This window comes from Pseudomonas sp. LS44 (assembly GCF_024730785.1).
Classification (GTDB): domain Bacteria; phylum Pseudomonadota; class Gammaproteobacteria; order Pseudomonadales; family Pseudomonadaceae; genus Aquipseudomonas.
This window is the reverse complement of the sequence record NZ_CP102830.1, coordinates 18662-35707: the sequence shown is the minus strand read 5'-3', so window position 1 is coordinate 35707 and position 17046 is coordinate 18662. Positions and strand designations below refer to the sequence as shown.

Genomic DNA, 17046 nt, shown 5'->3' with positions numbered 1-17046 from the left:
CTCAGATTCGTAGGGTGGGTTAGCCGCAGGCGTAACCCACCGATCAGGCTGGGCGTAGATATTCAGGGTGCTGCCGCCTGGCGGGTTACGCCGCTACGCGGCTAACCCGCCCTACAAAAACGAGGTGCAACACGTAACGGGCAGATAGTTTTTGATCGCCATTGCAAGTGCCCGCGCGTCAGCCGCGCTGCACTTCGGCGAGGATTTCGTAGCTGCGCAGGCGATCGGCGAAGTCGTACATGTCGCAGGTAAAGATCAGCTCGTCGGCCTCGGTCTGCTCGAGCAACACCTCCAGGCGCGCGCGGATTTTCTCTGGGCCACCGATCACCGCCATGCCGAAGAATTCGCCGACCGCCGGGCGTTCGTGCGGTAACCACAGGCCGTCCATGCTCGCCACCGGTGGCCGTTGCACCAGGCTCTGGCCGCGCAGCAGGGCGAGGATGCGTTGGTAGGCGGAAGTCGCCAGGTGTTCGGCACGCTCGTCGCTGTCGGCGGCCAGCAGCGGTACGCCGAGCATCACGTAGGGCTTATCGAGTACCGCCGAAGGGCTGAAGTGGTTTCGGTAGACGCGGATCGCCTCGTGCATCAGGCGTGGCGCGAAGTGCGAGGCGAAGGCGTAGGGCAGGCCTTTCATGCCCGCCAACTGGGCACTGAACAGGCTCGAGCCGAGCAGCCAGAGCGGCACGTTGGTGCCCGCGCCAGGCATGGCGATAACCCGCTGGCCGGGCGTGCGAGGGCCGAAATAGCGCTGCAGCTCCTCGACATCGGCGGGGAAGTCGTCGGCGCTGCCGGAACGCTCGCGGCGCAGGGCGTGGGCGGTGTATTGGTCGGCACCCGGGGCGCGACCGAGGCCGAGGTCGATGCGCCCGGGGTAGAGGGTTTCCAGGGTGCCGAACTGTTCGGCGATCACCAGCGGCGCATGGTTGGGCAGCATCACCCCGCCGGCACCGACGCGAATGCGCGAGGTACCGCCGGCCAGATGACCGATCAGCACGGCAGTGGCGGAACTGGCGATGCCATCCATGTTGTGGTGCTCAGCCACCCAGAAGCGCGTGTAGTCGAGGCGTTCGACGTGCTGGGCGAGCGCCAGCGAGTTGTGCAGCGCCCCGGCCGCGCCGGTTTCGGTGCGTACCGGGGCGAGGTCGAGGACGGAAATGCGAGTGTCTGCCAAACGGGTCATGGAACCTCCTGGGTCATCCTGTCTATGTGGGGACGATCCGTCGGCAGACAAGCCCCGAGCAGAGCCCTGTGAAAACCGCGCCGCCTGCTGAGCGCTTTTCGTGGGTTACGCCGCTGCGCAGCTGACCCACAAAAGCTGGTTGCAGCGCCTTGGTAGGAGCGAATTCATTCGCGATCCGCGGCGCCGGCTATCGCGGATAAATCCGCTCCTACAAAAAATCTAACCCGTAGAACCGGGGGCTAGCCCACAACCCCTCAAAATCGCGAGGACAAAAAAGCCGGCATGCCCGAGAGCATGCCGGCTCCGCACTGCCGAGTTCGATCAGTTGCGCTGGTAGACGATTTCCTTAGTGCCGCCGTCGCAGGTGCCGACCACTTGCTTGTCGGTGACGCTGCCCTTGTCGACGATTTCCAGGGTGTAGGACGCCACGCCCTTGGCCTTGAGCTTGGCGTCGATTTCGGCCTTCAACTCTTCGCACGGTTTGGCCGCGAAAGCGGAGGAGGCCAAGGCCGACAGGCCGATTGCAAGCAGGATTCTCTTCATCGAAAACGTTCCCTCGTCATAGTCAAAGATGGCCATCCGCTGGGGGATGGCCTAGCCAGCCTAGCTGTTGGCGATGCGGAAACCCACCTTGAGGGTCACCTGATAGTGCGCCACCGCACCATTGGCGATATGGCCACGGGTTTCGGTGACCTCGAACCATTCCAGGTTCTTGAGGCTTTTCGCCGCCTCGGCCAGAGCGTTGTTGATCGCGTCCTCGATGCTGGTCTTCGAGGAACCGACTAGTTCGACTTTCTTGTAAACGTGGTGATCGGACATGAGGTGTTCTCCTTGGACGGGATGACCCGCAGCGGCACGGCCTGTCCAGAAATAGGCCCAGAGCTGCGCTTGAAGTTCAGCCTAGTCGCACTTTCCCGGCAGGGTGTAGTCGGAACCTGACAGACACCGCCCCAAAGGAGACACCTCATGGCCTTGTTTAGCCGCAAACAATCGCTGCACGGGATCGAATCGGAAATCCAGAATCTGATCGCCGCCCTGGAAACCCTCAAGGAAGGCGCCAGTGACGACTCGCGCCGCTCGCTGAAAGCCATTCGCCAGAGCGCCGAGGCCGCGCTGGCCCATTCGCGCAGCCTGTTGAGCGATGCCTATGACGAAGTGAAGCAACGGACCTACCGGGCCGGCACGCTGACCCGCGACTACGGGCGCGAGCACCCGCTGGCCACCGCCGGGCTGCTGCTCGGGGTGATCGGGGTAATCGGCTATCTGTACTACAGCAGCCAGAACGACTGAGCGCTCGGATTACCGGCCTCATCTCTCCCTCAAGGACTGGCCTCAAGCTCCTCGGCCAGCCACTGCGCCAGACGCTCAGCGCGCTGGTCGAGGCTGCGCGCCGGCACCCACAAGGCCAGCCGCGCCGGGGTTTCGACGAAGCCCCAGGGCGCCAGCAGGCGGCCGGCGGTGAGGTCGTCGGCGACCAGCAGTTGCGGCGCGATGGCCACGCCGAGTCCGGCCACCGCCGCTTCCAGCAGGTAATAGAGGTGCTCGAAGCCCTGCCCGAGCTGCAACTGACGCGCGTCCAGCCCATGGGCCTGCGCCCACTGCGGCCAGGCCTGCGGCCGCGACGCGGTGTGCAGCAGCGCCTCGCCGCCGAGCACGCGTGCCGGCGCCTGCTGCAGTTCGCCGGCACGCGGGTGGCGCGGGCTGAGCACTGCGCCGATGCGCTCGGCGGCCAACTCATACACCTGCATGTCCGCCGGCCACGGCGGTTCGGCGAACCACAGCGTGGCGTCCAGCCCAGCGCGGCGCGGGTCGAGGTCACCTTCGCTGGCCGACAGTTGCAGACGCAGCTCGGGCAGCGCACGGTTGAGACGGTCCAGGCGCGGGATGAACCAGCGCGCCAGCAGGCTGCCGGGACAGCCGAGGACGAACGGCGCATCGGCGCGGCCCTGCTTGAGTTCGCCGCAGACGCTGCGCAGGCGCTCGAACGCCTCGCCGCTGGCATCGCGCAGGCGCAGCCCGGCATCGGTGAGTTTTACGCCGCGGCCGTCCTTGCTGAACAGGGCCAGCCCGAGGTGCTCCTCGAGGGCACGGATCTGCCGGCTCACCGCCCCGTGGGTGACGTGCAGCTCGTCGGCGGCCTGGCTGACGCTGAGCAGCCGAGCGGCCGCCTCGAAGGCGCGCAAGGCATTCAGCGGGGGCAGGTCATTGGTCATGGCAATCCGTGAGTTTTCCTGACACGTCATGGCAATCTAATCGCTTTTCCAGACGCCGGCCAGGAGTAGAATCGCCGCATACGCCGATCCGTCCGTAGGATGGGTGGGGGCGCCTAGCTGGAGCATCGCGATACCCATCGACTCACCAGCAGCATGGGTATCGCCTGCGGCTCCGGCTAGACACCCCCACCCATCCTGCGGTCACCCGTTTCCACCTGATCCCAAGGGACATCACCATGACTTCATTGCGCACCGGTCCTGACGCCAAGGGCCTGTTCGGCAGCTTCGGCGGCCAGTACGTCGCCGAAACCTTGATGCCGCTGATCCACGACCTCGCTGCCGAATACGAGAAGGCCAAGGTCGATCCAGAATTCATCAAGGAACTCGCCTACTTCCAGCGCGACTACGTCGGCCGGCCGAGCCCGCTGTATTTCGCCGAACGCCTCACCGAGCATTGCGGCGGGGCGAAGATCTACCTCAAGCGCGAAGAGCTGAATCACACCGGCGCGCACAAGATCAACAACTGCATCGGCCAGATCCTCCTGGCCAAGCGCATGGGCAAGAAGCGCATCATCGCCGAGACCGGCGCCGGCATGCACGGCGTGGCCACCGCCACCGTGGCCGCGCGCTTCGGCATGGAATGCGTGATTTTCATGGGCACCACCGACATCGATCGCCAGCAGGCCAACGTGTTCCGCATGAAGCTGCTCGGCGCCACGGTGATCCCGGTAGTCGCCGGTACCGGCACGCTGAAGGACGCGATGAACGAAGCGCTGCGCGACTGGGTGACCAACGTGCACAACACCTTCTACCTGATCGGCACCGTGGCCGGCCCGCATCCGTATCCGGAGTTGGTGCGCGACTTCCAGGCGGTGATCGGCAAGGAAACTCGCGAGCAGATGCAGGCCCAGGAAGGCCGTCTGCCCGATTCGCTGGTCGCCTGCATCGGCGGCGGCTCGAACGCCATGGGCCTGTTCCACCCGTTCCTCGACGATGCCAGCGTGCAGATCATCGGCGTCGAAGCGGCCGGTCACGGCATCGAGACCGGCAAGCACGCGGCCAGCCTGAACGGCGGCGTGCCCGGCGTGCTGCACGGCAACCGCACCTTCCTGCTGCAGGACGACGATGGCCAGATCATCGACGCCCACTCGATCTCCGCCGGCCTCGACTACCCCGGCATCGGCCCGGAACACGCCTGGCTGCACGACATCGGTCGCGTCGAATACACCTCGGTGACCGACAACGAAGCGCTCGCCGCGTTCCACCAGTGCTGCCGCCTGGAAGGCATCATCCCGGCCCTGGAAAGCGCCCACGCACTGGCCGAAGTGTTCAAACGCGCGCCAACCCTGCCCAAGGATCACCTGATGGTGGTCAACCTGTCCGGGCGTGGCGACAAAGACATGCAGACCGTCATGCACCACCTGAACCTTGAGGAGAAGCACGCATGAGCCGCCTGCAAACGCGCTTTGCCGAGCTGAAACAGCAGAACCGCGCCGCCCTGGTGACCTTCGTCACTGCCGGCGACCCGAACTACGACGCCTCGCTGGCGATCCTCAAGGGCCTGCCGGAAGCCGGCGCCGACATCATCGAACTGGGCATGCCGTTCACCGACCCGATGGCCGACGGCCCGGCGATCCAGCTGGCCAACATCCGCGCCCTGGCCGGCAAGCAGACCCTCGCCAAGACCCTGCAGATGGTCCGCGAATTCCGCAACGGCGACAGCTGCACGCCGCTGGTGCTGATGGGCTACTTCAACCCGATCCATTACTACGGCGTCGGCCGCTTCATCGCCGATGCCAAGGCCGCCGGCGTCGACGGCCTGATCGTCGTCGACCTGCCGCCGGAACATAACGAAGACCTCTGCGAACCGGCCCAGGCCGCCGGCCTCGACTTCATCCGCCTGACCACGCCGACCACCGACGACCAGCGCCTTCCGACCGTGCTCAACGGCAGCTCGGGCTTTGTCTATTACGTCTCGGTGGCCGGCGTCACTGGCGCGGGCGCGGCGACCCTGGAGCACGTCGAGGAGGCCGTGACGCGCCTGCGCCGCCACACCGACCTGCCGGTCAGCATCGGCTTCGGCATCCGCACCCCGGAGCATGCGGCGAGCATCGCCCGCCTGGCCGACGGCGTGGTGGTCGGCTCGGCGCTGATCGACCAGATCGAACAGGCCGCCAGCCCGGAACAGGCGGTGAGCGGTGTGCTCGACCTGTGCCGCTCGCTGGCCGAGGGCGTGCGCACCGCGCGCGGCTGACCCGTCCCACCCCAAGCCGCGGTCTGCTCGTGCAGGCCGCGGCTTTTTTCTGCCCGTGCGCCTGGCGTAGACGCCTTCCCGCGCCGCGCGATAGCACAACGGCCCCGGCAAGTTAAGCCTTATCATATGCAATGAGAATTGTTACCATTTACAAATAACTTACAAATGGAGTTGTCTTGTGATGTTTTCCCGCCTCCCCTCGACCCTGCCGCTACTCAGTCTGCTCATCGCCCCGACGCTGCATGCAGCGAACAAGGACACCCTGGCCCTGCCTGCCACCGCCGTGAATGGCAGCTACGAGCAGAGCTACCAGGCCACCGAGAGCAAGAGCGCGCTGAAGATCGACGCGCCGCTGCGCGACATCCCGCAGACCGTCAACGTGGTGCCGCAGAGCGTGATCAAGGACCAGGGCGCCCAGTCGCTGGAAGACGTGCTGAAAAACGTGCCCGGCATCGGCCTGTCCAACGGCGACGGCCAGCGCGATCAGATCACCATCCGCGGCTTCAGCGCCATCGGCGATCTGTTCGTCGACGGCATGCGCGACGACGCCCTGTACTTCCGCGACCTGTCCAACGTCGAGCGGGTCGAAGTGATCAAGGGCCCGGCCGCCGTGCTGTATGGCCGCGGTTCGTCGGGCGGCCTGATCAACAGCGTCAGCAAGAAGCCGACCTTCGCGCCGATCAAGGAAGTCGGCGTCAGCTTCGACAGCGAAGGCCAGCGGCGCACCCAGTTCGACCTCGGTGCCGCCGACCTCGAACAGCGCGACAAGGCGTTCCGCCTCACCGGCGCCTTCGAAGACAGCGACACCTTCCGTGACGACGGCTACACCGACCGCAAGGCCCTCGCCCCGTCCGCCTACTTCCGCCTGTCCGACGACCTCGAGCTGAACCTCGGCGCCACCTACCTGTACGACAAGCGCCTGATCGACTTCGGCATCCCCGGCCAGCTCGCCGCCTACCAGCCGGCGGCAGCCCGCCTGCCCGCGGCGGCGGTCGGCAACCGTCCGGTGGACGTCGACCGCGAGACGCGCTTCGGCTCCGGCGACCCGGACCAGGACTACGCGCGCAGCGAGGTGTTCAGCTTCACCGCCGGCTTCGACTACCGGATCAGCGACGACCTCAGCCTGACCAACGCCACCCGCTACTACCACTACGACCTGGACCGCAACAACACCCTGGCCGACTCCAGTGCGACGCGCTTCGTCACCGCGCCGAACGGCGAGCTGCTGGTCAAACTCAACCGCGGCAACGTCGCACGCGACGAATACGGTGTGTTCAACCAGACCGAGCTCAAGCAGCAGGCACAGCTCGCCGGCATGGCGCACAACCTGCTCTACGGCGTGGAGCTGGGTCACCAGGACAAGCACCAGCGCTCCGTCAACCAGAACAACGTGGCCCAAGTGCCCGTGTTCCGCGACGGCCTGGTGCCGGTGCCGGAGCACGCCGTCGGAGCGCTCACTGTGGGCACCAACCTGCAGGACACCGCCGGCTTCTACGTCCAAGATCTGGTCGAGCTAGCCCCGCAGTGGAAGGCCCTGGTCGGCGTGCGCTACGACATCTTCGGCCAGGAATACGACGACGAGCGCGCCGCCAATGTCGACCTCGACCGCACCGACAAGACCTGGAGCCCGCGCGCCGGCCTGGTCTACCAGCCAGACCAGGTGCAGTCCTACTACGTTTCGGTCAGCCGCGGTTATCAGCCGTCCGGCGAGGTGTTCGCCGTCAGCGTGACCAACCAGCATCTGGAACCGGAGGAGACCACCAACTACGAGGTGGGCGCCAAGTGGGACCTGCTCGACAGCCGCCTGTCGCTGACCGCCGCGGTGTTCCGTCTCGAGCGCACCAACATGAAGACCAGCGACCCGGCGAACCCAGCCTTGCTGGTGCTCGCCGGAGAGCAGCGTACCGATGGCTTCGAGGCCACCGTCAGCGGCCAGCTCAGCGACAAGTGGCAGGTCTACGGCGGTTACGCCTACCTGGACGCGGAGATCACCAAGTCCAACAGCAAGACCAACGGCGTGCCCAACGAAGGCCAGACACCGACCCTCACCCCGCGCAACAGCGCCAACCTCTGGCTGGTCCGCAGCCTGGCACCGCGCTGGCGCCTGGGCATGGGCGCCAACTACGTCGACGAGCGCTTCACCGCGCTGGACAACAACGTAGTGATGCCCGGCTACACCACCTTCGACGCCGCCCTGCTGTACAACGAGCCGAGCTGGGATGCCGCGCTGCGCCTGAACAACGTGTTCGACAAGGACTATTACGCCTCCGCCCACGGCTCGGTGGACCTGATCACCCCCGGCGCGCCGCGCACCCTGGAGCTGAGCGGCAACTACCGCTTCTGATCCCCAACGGATAAGCGCCAGTTACGTCTGCTGAGATGAAAAGCCGCTGCCTGCCTAGGCCAGCAGCGGCTTTTTTATGTCGGCCGCACGGTGCGGCCAACGAAGATGGCACCTGCTCGTAACGGATGAGATCCGCGCAAAGCCGTCGCCCGACGGACTCGCTGGACGCCGACTCGGTCAATCCCAGCGCGGCGCAAACTCCGGGTTGGCCAGGCGCTCGCCGCGGTCGAGGGTGGCGATCTCGGCCATGTCCGCGTCGCTCAGGTGCAAGTGCCGGGCGGCGCGGTTGCTGGCCAGGTTATGGCGCTTGGTCGACGAGGGAATCACCGCAAAGCCCTGTTGCAGCAGCCAGGCCAGCGCCACTTGGGTCGGGCTGGCCGCGTGCTCGGCGGCGATGCGTTGCAGGACCGGATCGTCCAGCACCTTGCCATACGCCAGCGGCATATAGGCAGTCAGGTGAATGCCGTTGGCGCGGGCGAACTCGACCAATTTGCGGTTCTGCAGAAACGGGTGGATCTCCACCTGATTGGTGGCAATTTCCGTGGCGCGCACCGTGTCGATGGCCTGCTGCAAATGACTGATGGTGAAGTTGGAGACGCCGATCTGGCCGGTCAGACCGCGCTGCTTGGTCTCCTGCAGGCTGCCCAGGTAATCGGCGACCGGCAGCGCGTCGTCGGGCGACGGCCAGTGGATCAGGGTCAGGTCGACCTGCTCCAGACGCAGCTTGTGCAGGCTGTCCTCGAGGCTGGCAGCCAGCTTGTCGCTGGCCAGATTGGCGGTCCAGATCTTGGTGGTGACGAACAGCTCGCTGCGCGGTACCCCACTGTCGGTGATCGCCTCGCCGACCTCCGCTTCATTGCCGTAGATCTGCGCGGTGTCGATGTGCCGGTAGCCGAGCTCCAGGCCCATGCGCACCGAGTCGATGACTTGCTGGCCCTTGAGGCGAAAGGTGCCAAGGCCCAAGGCAGGAACGCTCATGAAGTTTCTCCTCGATGCTCAATCAGTGACCGGCGACCCACGCCGAAGTGGCCCCGCTCGCAGCAGCATAGTCCGCGCCACGCCGATCCAGCCGACCACTCCACACCGTCAGGCCGAAGGCCAGCAAGACAATCAGCGCACCAATCCAGGCAGTGTGGATCAAGCCGAGATGGGCGCGCCTTTCTCGCCCAGGCACGGCAGATTCTCGCCAGCGTCGAGGAAGCCGAGGAACAGATCGCCGTGCGTCGCCAGACGCCGGCCGGCCGCCTGCGGGTCAACGCCGCCTCACCGTTCATGCTGCATGTGATCGTGCCGCTGGTGGCCGGCTTCCGCGCGCAGTACCCGCAGATCGAGCTGGAATTGCACAGCAGCGAACAGATCATCGACCTGCTCGAACAACGCACCGACGTGGCGATCCGGATTGGCCCGCTGCGCGACTCGACGCTGCACGCACGGCCGCTGGGTGGTAATCCGCTACGCGTATTGGCCAGCCCCGACTATTTACGCCAACACGGCACGCCGCAGACCGTGGAGGCGCTCGGCGCGCACAGCCTGCTCGGCTTCACCCAGCCGGACAGCCTCAACCAGTGGCCATTGCGCCATGCGCTCGGCGACACGCTGGCGATCGTCCCCAGCCTCAAGGCCTCGAGCGGTGAAACCTTGCGCCAGCTGGCCCTGGCCGGCGCCGGCATGGTCTGTCTGGCGGATTTCATGACTGCCGCGGATCACGCCAGCGGCGCGCTGGTCCAGGTGCTGGGCGAGCAGACGGTCGACGTGCGCCAGCCGATCCACGCGGTGTATTACCGCAACACTGCGCTGGCCTCGCGAATTACCTGTTTTCTCGATTACGTCAGCGCCCACCTGCAACCCGGCCGGCGCTGAGGGTTACTGCGCCGCCTGCAACTGGCGGCTGGCTTGGCGCTGCTGCTTGTAGGCCAGCGCGGCCGGGGCGACCGGGGTGATCTTGCCGGTTTCCAGCCACTTCTTCAGGCGGTTGGCGTCGGCCATGTGGGTGTACTTGCCGAACGCATCGAGGACCACGAAGGCCACCGGCTTGCCGTTCATCATGGTGCGCATCACCAGGCAGTGGCCGGCCTCGTCGGTGAAGCCGGTCTTGGTCAGCTGGATGCTCCAGCCGGCCTTGTAGACCAGGCGGTTGGTGTTGCGAAAACCCAGGGTGTAGTTGGGTTTGTGAAAGCTCGCGGTCTTCTCGGTGGTGGTGCTGAACTGGCCAAGCAGCGGATACCGCTGGCTGGCCTTGAGCAGTTTGACCAGATCGCTGGCGTTGGACACGTTGCGCTCCGACAGACCCGTCGGCTCGACGTAATGGGTACGGGTCATGCCCAGCGCGCGGGCCTTGGCGTTCATCGCCGCGACGAAGGCCGGCACGCCGCCCGGATAGTGGTGGGCGAGGCTGGCGGCGGCGCGGTTCTCCGAGGACATCAAGGCCAGCAGGAGCATGTCGCGGCGACTGATCTGGCTGCCGATACGCACCCGCGAGTACACCCCGCGCATCTCCGGCACGTCCTTGATGACGATGGGCAGCTGCTGGTCGAGCGGCAGCTTGGCGTCGAGGGCGACCATCGCGGTCATCAGCTTGGTCACCGAGGCGATCGGCACGACCAGCTCCGGATTGCTCGAATAGAGCACTTGGTTGGTGCTCATGTCGACCAGCAGGGCGCTACCAGAGGCGAGCTGCTGGGTCGGCTTGATCGGAGTTTTCGGCGCCGCCCACAGCGCGGTGGTGAAGGGCAGGCTGCACGCCAGCAACAGGGCGGCGAGGGAATGGCGAATGTTCACAGGAGGCGGTCCGCTGGCGGTGGGAGGAGGCCAAGGCATCCGTGCCGGCCTGCAAAGTATACGAAATGCGCCGGCGCCTCGCAGCCCTCAGGCCAGAGCGCTGCGCGGCGGACGACCGAGGCGGCTGAGCCACAGCGAAGCGAGGATCACCAGGCCGCCGACGGCCAGCCGCGGCAGGTCGGCGTCACGGTTCCAGATCAGCAGATTGACCAGCAGCCCGGCGGGCACATGCAGCTCGTTGAGCACCGCCAGAGTGCCGGCATCCACCTGGGTGCTGCCCTTGACCCACCAGAACATCCCCAATGCCGTGGCGAACAGCCCCATCCACACCAGCACGCCCCACTGCACGGCGCCCTGCGGCAAGCGTCCGGCATCGCCGAACAGCAGGAACGAGGGCACCACCAAGAACAATGCGCCGAGGAAGAAATGCCCGAAGTAGCGATGCAGCGGCTGCTCGCTCGGATAGCGCAACAACAACTGGCGGCACAGCACCTGGCCGGCGGCGAAGGTCGCGTTAGCCACTTGCAGGAGCAGGAAGCCGAGCAGGTATTCGCCCTCCAGCCGCTCGAAGCGAATGATCAGCCCGCCGCCCACCGCCACCAGCGCAGCCAGCAGCGCCCAGCGGTTGAAGCGCCGCACCAGCGCATCGTCGAGCAGGGTCACGTAGATCGGCGTGAGCACGGTGAACAGCAGCACCTCGGGCACCGTCAGCACATTGAAGCTGCGATACAGGCACAGGTAGGTCACCCCGAACTGCAGCGCCCCGGCCAGCCACAGACCGCCCAGCAAGCGCCACGGCAGACCACGCCAGAGGGTGAACGGGGCGAACACCAGCGCGGCGATGGCGACCCGCACCAGCACGGCGAAATCGCTGTCGACCCGGCCGGCCAGGTATTCGCCGATCAGGCTGAAGGAGAACGCCCAGAGGACGGTGACGGCGAGCAGGTAAGGCATGGCGACAACTCGAAGAAAAATCGCCGTGGATCATACCGTGGCCGGCCGCCGCATAACCGCGTTACGGGATGCCTGCAGGCGATTCGGGGCGGGCAAACACCGTCAGGTCCAGCGGCCGCACGCTGCCCATCCACAGCGCATGGTCGCGGTGATCGCGCAGCCCGTCACCGGTCAGCGGATGCACCAGAATGGTCAGGCCCTGGCGATTGAGCATCAGCCAGGGAATGACTTGATCGAACAGCTCGGCGCCGAACGCCAGCTGGCAGCTCCAGTCCGGATGCGGGCCGACCGGGCGCTGATGCACGCGGCCGACGCTCACGGCGAAGCGCTGCGCGGCTTGCGCGCACAGATCGCGCGCCTGTTCGAGGCTCTGCGCGTCGAAATAGACGTGCGCGTGGTAGCCGCTGATCGGCGCGCTCATCGCTTCAGGCCAGCTGCCGGCGCAATTCGGCGAGCACCGCAGTGCTGTCCGGACGCACACCGCGCCAGAGGAAAAACGCTTCGGCGGCCTGCTCGACCAGCATGCCCAAGCCGTCGACGGTCTGCCCCGCGCCTTGCTCGGCGGCCCAGCGGTTGAAGGCGGTCGGTTCTTTGCCGTACATCATGTCGTAACAGCGCGTGTGCCCGGGGCGGATCAGGCTCGCGGCCAGCGGCGGCAGCTCGCCGGCGAGGCTCGCCGAGGTGGCGTTGATGATCAGATCGACCTCTTCTTCCAGCCAGTCGAAGCCGCTGGCGGCGACCGGCCCGAAGGCGCCGAACAGCTGCGCCAGCTCCTCGGCCTTGGCCACGGTGCGGTTGGCGATGGTCAGGGTGGCCGGGTGCTCGGCGAGCAACGGCTCGATCACCCCGCGCGCCGCGCCGCCGGCGCCGAGCAGCAGGATGCGCTGGCCGGCCAGGTCGATGCCGGCATTGCCCGTCAGGTCGCGCACCAGCCCGGCGCCGTCGGTGTTGTCGCCGCGCAGGCGGCCGTCGGCCAGTTTGGTCAGGGTGTTCACCGCCCCGGCCCGCTCGGCACGCGGCGCCAACTCGTCGACCAGGCGGAAGGCCTGCTCCTTGAACGGCACGGTGACATTGGCGCCGCGGCCGCTGCGGAAGAACTCGCGGGCCGCCCCCTCGAAATTATCCAGCGGCGCGAGCAACGCGTCATAGCTCAATTGCTCGCCGGTCTGCGCGGCGAACAGCCGGTGAATCAGCGGCGACTTGCTGTGGCCGATGGGGTTGCCGAAGACGCAGTAGCGGTCCATGGAAAATCCTTCAAGAAGCAGGGTTTTTACTCCCCTCTCCCACGAGTGGGAGAGGGGACGGGGGAGAGGGTAGCCAGGCGCCTCGCCCTCTCCCCAACCCTCTCCCGCCTTTCTTTTATGAAGCAGGGGGAGAGGGAGCAATCCTCGTCCTACGACAGATCAGCTCCCCGCCAGCCAGTCGCGGTCCTGCAGAAAGTACTCGGTCAGCCGCGCCTCTTCACTGCCCGGCTCCGGCTTCCAGTCGTAGCCCCATTGCACGTGCGGCGGCAGCGACATGAGGATCGACTCGGTACGCCCACCGGACTGCAAGCCGAACAGGGTGCCGCGGTCGTAGACCAGGTTGAACTCGACATAGCGGCCGCGGCGGAACGCCTGGAACTCGCGCTGCTGCTCGGTGAACGGCGTGGCCTTGCGGCGCTGCACGATCGGCAGATACGCCTGCAGGTAGGCATCGCCGATGGCGCGCAGGAAGGCGAAGCTGGTGTCGAAGTCCCACTCGTTCAGATCATCGAAGAATAGCCCGCCCACCCCGCGCGGCTCGTGGCGGTGCTTGATGTGGAAGTAGCGGTCGCACCATTCCTTGTAGCGCGGGTAGACCTCGGCGCCGAACGGCGCGCAGGCGTCGCGCGCGACCCGGTGCCAGTGCACGCAGTCTTCCTCGTTGGCGTAGTAGGGAGTCAGGTCGAAACCGCCGCCGAACCACCAGACCGGTTCTTCGCCTTCTTTCTCGGCGATGAAGAAGCGCACGTTGGCGTGCGAGGTCGGCACGTGCGGGTTTTCCGGGTGGATCACCAGCGACACGCCCATCGCCTGGAAGCCGCGCCCGGCCAGCTCCGGACGATGCGCGCTGGCCGATGGTGGCAGGCCGGTGCCGTACACATGGGAGAAGTTCACTCCGCCCTTTTCGATCAGCGCGCCATTCTCGATGACCCGCGTGCGCCCGCCGCCACCGGCCGGGCGTTGCCAGGCGTCTTCGACAAAACCGGCGGTGCCGTCTTCGGCCTCCAGGGCACTACAGATACGGTCTTGCAGATCGAGCAGATAGGCCTTCACGGCCTCGACGGAAACGGTCACGGCATCACCTTGGGACGGTGCCCATACGCGCGGGCGGGCAAAAATCAGGGCGCAAGCATACCATCGTCGCCGCGCCGCACAGCTTGACGGCGGTCGGTCCGGGCGAGTTGGATAGCACCCTCACAGTGGGAGAACAGTCATGACCAAACGCATTCAGTTCACCGCCCACGGCGGCCCGGAAGTCCTCCAGTACGTCGACTACCAACCCGCCGAACCCGGCCCGCAGGAAGTGCGCGTGCGCAATCGGGCGATCGGCCTGAATTTCATCGACACCTACTATCGCACCGGCGTCTACAAGCCGCCGGGATTGCCTTCTGGCGCGGGCAGCGAGGGCGCCGGCGAGGTCGAGGCGCTAGGCAGCGCGGTGACTGGCCTGAAGGTCGGCGACCGGGTGGCCTATGCCACCGGGCCGCTCGGTGCCTATAGCGAACTGTACGTATTGCCCGCCGACAAGCTGATCAAGCTGCCCGACTCGATCAGTTTCGAGCAGGCCGCCGCGGTGATGCTCAAAGGTCTGACCGTGCAGTACTTGCTGCGCCAGACCTACGCAGTACAGGCCGGGGAAACCATCCTCTGGCACGCCGCGGCCGGCGGCGTCGGGTTGCTCGCCTGCCAGTGGGCCAAGGCCCTCGGCGTGCAATTGATCGGCACCGTGTCGTCCGCGGAAAAAGCCGCCTTGGCCAGCGCCAACGGCGCCTGGGCGACCATCGATTACAGCCATGAGGACGTGCGGGCGCGGGTCCGCGAACTGACCGGGGGCAAGAAATGCCCGGTGGTCTACGACTCGGTGGGCAAGGACACCTGGGAAATCTCTCTCGACTGCTTGAAGCCGCGCGGCTTGCTGGTCAGCTTCGGCAATGCCTCCGGCCCGGTCACCGGAGTCGACCTGAGCATCCTCGCGCAGAAAGGCTCGCTGTATGTCACCCGCCCAGGGCTGTTCACCTACGCCAGCAGCCAAGCCCGCCTGCAGGCGATGGCCGACGAACTGTTCGGCCTGTTGGCCAGCGGGCAGCTCAAGGTGGAGATCGGTCAGCGTTATGCGCTAGCCGATGCGGCCGCGGCGCAGAGCGCGCTGGAAAGCCGGCAAACCACCGGCTCGACGATTCTGCTGCCATAGACGGATGTAGGTTGGGCTGAGGAGCCCCGCGACGATGCCCAACGAGCGGCGCTTGTCTTAACTGATGCGTCGGGGCGATTAGCGCTCGTTGGGCATCGCTGCGCTCAGCGCCAACCTACGCCGAGCGCAATACCTGTCCGCTGACCAGATCACGGATCACGCTGGGATTGCGCCGACCGCCAAGAGCACCACCCAGCACGCTATCCAGCTGGCCATGGAAGTACTGCTCGACGCGCAGGCGGCTGCGCGCCGCCGGGCGGCCAGAGGGGTTGGCCGAGGTCGACACCAACGGACCGGTCAACGCACACAGCTCGCGCACCTGCGGATGGTCGCTGACCCGCAACGCCACGGTCGCGTGCTTACCGGTGATCCACTCCGGCAGGCGACTCTGGTGCGGCACCAGCCAGGTATTCGGGCCCGGCCAGGTACTGCTGAGGCGGTCCAGCCAGACGTCGGGAAAGTCGTCGAGGAGAAAGTCGAACTGCTGGATACTGTCGGCGACCAGGATCAAGCCCTTATCCACCGAACGTTGCTTGAGCGCCAGCAGACGCAGCACCGCCTCTTCGTTCCACGGGTCGCAGCCCAGGCCCCACACCGCTTCGGTCGGATACGCAATCACCCCACCATCGCGCACCACCCGCGCTGCCTGTTGTACCCGCCAGTTGTTGATCATCGCTGTCCTCCGGAAAACCTGCCGGCAGTGTACCCAAGCGCGGCGAGCGTTGAACAATACCGCGGCCGGGGGATTGGCAATCGTGGCGCTAGCCGCCGCGGCCGACCCAGCGTCCGCCCTCGCAGGCCACCCGACCGTCCAGCTCGAGCTCGGTGAGCGCCGCCAACACCTCCGGCAGCGGCCGACCGAGCGCGGCGGCCAGGGCTTCGCTGCTGTGCGGCGCGGCGTGCACCAACTGCACCAGCGGATGGCGTTCCTCGCGTGCCACACCGACGTTGGTCGGGACCGCGCTCGGCAGCTGCCAACCGCGCAGTGCCTCGAGAATATGCTCGACGCTTTCCACCAGCGTGGCGCCTTCGCGGATCAACTGATGGCAGCCGCGCGCGCCCGGATGATGGATCGAGCCGGGAATCGCATACACCTCGCGGCCCTGTTCGGCCGCCAGGCGCGCGGTGATCAGCGAGCCACTCGACGGACTCGCTTCGATCACCAGCACGCCAAGCGACAAGCCGCTGATGATGCGATTGCGTCGGGGGAAATTGCTCGCGTGCGGCGGGCAGTCCAGCGGTAGTTCGGACACCAGCGCGCCGCCATTTTCGCGAATCGCCGCCGCCAGCCCGAGATGTCGGGTCGGATAGATGCGCTCGAGACCCGTGCCGAGCACCGCCACGGTTTTCCCGCCCACCTCAAGCGCCGCCTGGTGTGCGGCGCCATCGATGCCTAGGGCCAGGCCACTGGTGATGACGAAACCACCGCCGGCCAGGCTGCGTGAAAAGGCGCGGGCATTGTCCAGGCCGGGGCGCGAGGCACGGCGACTGCCGACCATCGCCAATTGCGGCTGCTCAAGCGGCTCGACCGCACCAGCGACGAACAACAGCGGCGGGGCGTCATTGAGCTCGGCGAGCAACGCCGGGTAGCCCGGGTCGTCCCACATCAGCACCTGTTGGTCGGCGTGTTCCAGCCAGCGCAGGCTGGCCGCGGCCTGCTGGCGGACCGCATCGGTGCGGCGTGCATCGGCACAGATCGCCGGCAATCCCAACGCGCGCCAGGCCGAGGCCGGCGCACTGAGGGCGGAAGAGCCACTGCCAAAGGCGGCAATCAGTTTGCGCAAACGCCGCGGGCCAAGCTCCGGCAAGGCGTGCATACGCAAGCGGGCTTCCAGCTCGGCTGGGTTAATCATCGTCATGCTGGATCATCCTTGATCGCTAGAAAGCA

Annotated in this window: 17 protein-coding genes and 2 pseudogenes; 6 read left to right on the top strand and 13 right to left on the bottom strand. The window is 66.5% G+C overall.

Annotated elements, in window-relative coordinates:
• Positions 1-178: 178 nt before the first annotated feature.
• The 3 genes from NVV93_RS00185 to NVV93_RS00175 form a co-directional block, all read right to left on the bottom strand.
• Positions 179-1180, bottom strand: coding sequence for an LLM class flavin-dependent oxidoreductase (locus NVV93_RS00185; RefSeq protein WP_258252446.1), 1002 nt, complete (start codon positions 1178-1180; stop codon positions 179-181).
• 321 nt (positions 1181-1501) lie between these two features.
• Positions 1502-1723 carry a DUF1161 domain-containing protein gene (locus NVV93_RS00180; RefSeq protein ID WP_258252445.1) on the bottom strand — a complete coding sequence of 74 codons (222 nt, stop codon included), beginning with the start codon at positions 1721-1723 and terminating at the stop codon, positions 1502-1504.
• A 60-nt stretch (positions 1724-1783) separates the two neighbouring features.
• The gene (locus NVV93_RS00175; RefSeq protein WP_258252444.1) at positions 1784-1999 is read right to left on the bottom strand and encodes a dodecin; all 216 of its coding nucleotides are present in this window, start codon (positions 1997-1999) and stop codon (positions 1784-1786) included.
• A gap of 147 nt (positions 2000-2146) precedes the next feature.
• On the opposite strand from NVV93_RS00175, the gene NVV93_RS00170 reads away from it, so the two are divergent.
• The gene (locus NVV93_RS00170) at positions 2147-2470 is read left to right on the top strand and encodes a YqjD family protein (RefSeq protein WP_258252443.1); all 324 of its coding nucleotides are present in this window, start codon (positions 2147-2149) and stop codon (positions 2468-2470) included.
• A gap of 29 nt (positions 2471-2499) precedes the next feature.
• Here the strand turns inward: NVV93_RS00170 and NVV93_RS00165 are convergent, their stop codons facing one another.
• Positions 2500-3393, bottom strand: coding sequence for a LysR family transcriptional regulator (locus NVV93_RS00165; protein WP_258252442.1), 894 nt, complete (start codon positions 3391-3393; stop codon positions 2500-2502).
• A gap of 236 nt (positions 3394-3629) precedes the next feature.
• Here NVV93_RS00165 and trpB point away from each other — a divergent pair, with 236 nt between their 5' ends.
• The 3 genes from trpB (at position 3630) to NVV93_RS00150 (ending at position 7991) form a co-directional block, all read left to right on the top strand.
• Positions 3630-4841 carry a tryptophan synthase subunit beta gene (gene trpB, locus NVV93_RS00160; RefSeq protein ID WP_258252440.1) on the top strand — a complete coding sequence of 404 codons (1212 nt, stop codon included), beginning with the start codon at positions 3630-3632 and terminating at the stop codon, positions 4839-4841.
• On the top strand, positions 4838-5647 hold the full coding sequence (trpA, locus tag NVV93_RS00155; protein ID WP_258252439.1) for a tryptophan synthase subunit alpha: 810 nt from the start codon (positions 4838-4840) through the stop codon (positions 5645-5647). Before trpB ends, trpA begins: the two co-directional genes overlap by 4 nt.
• A 181-nt stretch (positions 5648-5828) precedes the next feature.
• The gene (locus tag NVV93_RS00150; protein ID WP_258252438.1) at positions 5829-7991 is read left to right on the top strand and encodes a TonB-dependent siderophore receptor; all 2163 of its coding nucleotides are present in this window, start codon (positions 5829-5831) and stop codon (positions 7989-7991) included.
• Positions 7992-8168: 177 nt separating this feature from the next.
• Here NVV93_RS00150 and dkgB read toward each other — a convergent pair whose 3' ends face one another.
• Together dkgB and NVV93_RS00140 are read right to left on the bottom strand one after the other, a co-directional pair.
• Entirely contained in the window at positions 8169-8969 is an 801-nt protein-coding gene (gene dkgB, locus NVV93_RS00145) for a 2,5-didehydrogluconate reductase DkgB (RefSeq protein WP_258252437.1), read from the bottom strand.
• A gap of 22 nt (positions 8970-8991) precedes the next feature.
• A pseudogene (locus tag NVV93_RS00140) lies at positions 8992-9144 on the bottom strand (MFS sugar transporter); the annotation flags it as partial.
• On the opposite strand from NVV93_RS00140, the pseudogene NVV93_RS00135 reads away from it, so the two are divergent.
• Positions 9141-9851: pseudogene (locus NVV93_RS00135) on the top strand (LysR substrate-binding domain-containing protein); the annotation flags it as partial. The pseudogenes NVV93_RS00140 and NVV93_RS00135 sit on opposite strands and share 4 nt — an antisense overlap.
• Positions 9852-9854: 3 nt before the next feature.
• Here NVV93_RS00135 and pbpG read toward each other — a convergent pair.
• The 5 genes from pbpG to hemF all read right to left on the bottom strand — a co-directional run bounded on the left by pbpG (position 9855) and on the right by hemF (position 14041).
• Positions 9855-10769, bottom strand: a complete 915-nt coding sequence (gene pbpG, locus NVV93_RS00130; RefSeq protein WP_258252436.1) for a D-alanyl-D-alanine endopeptidase — start codon at positions 10767-10769, stop codon at positions 9855-9857.
• 87 nt (positions 10770-10856) lie between these two features.
• The gene (locus NVV93_RS00125) at positions 10857-11723 is read right to left on the bottom strand and encodes a carboxylate/amino acid/amine transporter (protein ID WP_258252435.1); all 867 of its coding nucleotides are present in this window, start codon (positions 11721-11723) and stop codon (positions 10857-10859) included.
• Positions 11724-11784: 61 nt separating this feature from the next.
• The gene (locus NVV93_RS00120; RefSeq protein WP_258252434.1) at positions 11785-12144 is read right to left on the bottom strand and encodes a DOPA 4,5-dioxygenase family protein; all 360 of its coding nucleotides are present in this window, start codon (positions 12142-12144) and stop codon (positions 11785-11787) included.
• Positions 12145-12148: 4 nt separating this feature from the next.
• Positions 12149-12967 carry a shikimate dehydrogenase gene (gene aroE / locus NVV93_RS00115; RefSeq protein WP_258252433.1) on the bottom strand — a complete coding sequence of 273 codons (819 nt, stop codon included), beginning with the start codon at positions 12965-12967 and terminating at the stop codon, positions 12149-12151.
• A gap of 159 nt (positions 12968-13126) precedes the next feature.
• Positions 13127-14041, bottom strand: a complete 915-nt coding sequence (hemF, locus tag NVV93_RS00110) for an oxygen-dependent coproporphyrinogen oxidase (protein ID WP_258252432.1) — start codon at positions 14039-14041, stop codon at positions 13127-13129.
• Positions 14042-14180: 139 nt separating this feature from the next.
• On the opposite strand from hemF, the gene NVV93_RS00105 reads away from it, so the two are divergent.
• Positions 14181-15158: an NADPH:quinone reductase gene (locus NVV93_RS00105; protein WP_258252431.1), complete on the top strand. Its 978-nt coding sequence runs from the start codon at positions 14181-14183 to the stop codon at positions 15156-15158.
• 115 nt (positions 15159-15273) lie between these two features.
• Here the strand turns inward: NVV93_RS00105 and NVV93_RS00100 are convergent, their stop codons facing one another.
• Both NVV93_RS00100 and dprA read right to left on the bottom strand, forming a co-directional pair.
• Positions 15274-15831, bottom strand: coding sequence for an L-threonylcarbamoyladenylate synthase (locus tag NVV93_RS00100; protein WP_258252430.1), 558 nt, complete (start codon positions 15829-15831; stop codon positions 15274-15276).
• A gap of 88 nt (positions 15832-15919) precedes the next feature.
• A complete protein-coding gene (gene dprA, locus NVV93_RS00095; protein WP_258252429.1) occupies positions 15920-17017 on the bottom strand; it encodes a DNA-processing protein DprA in 1098 nt (365 codons plus the stop codon).
• Positions 17018-17046: the final 29 nt, after the last annotated feature.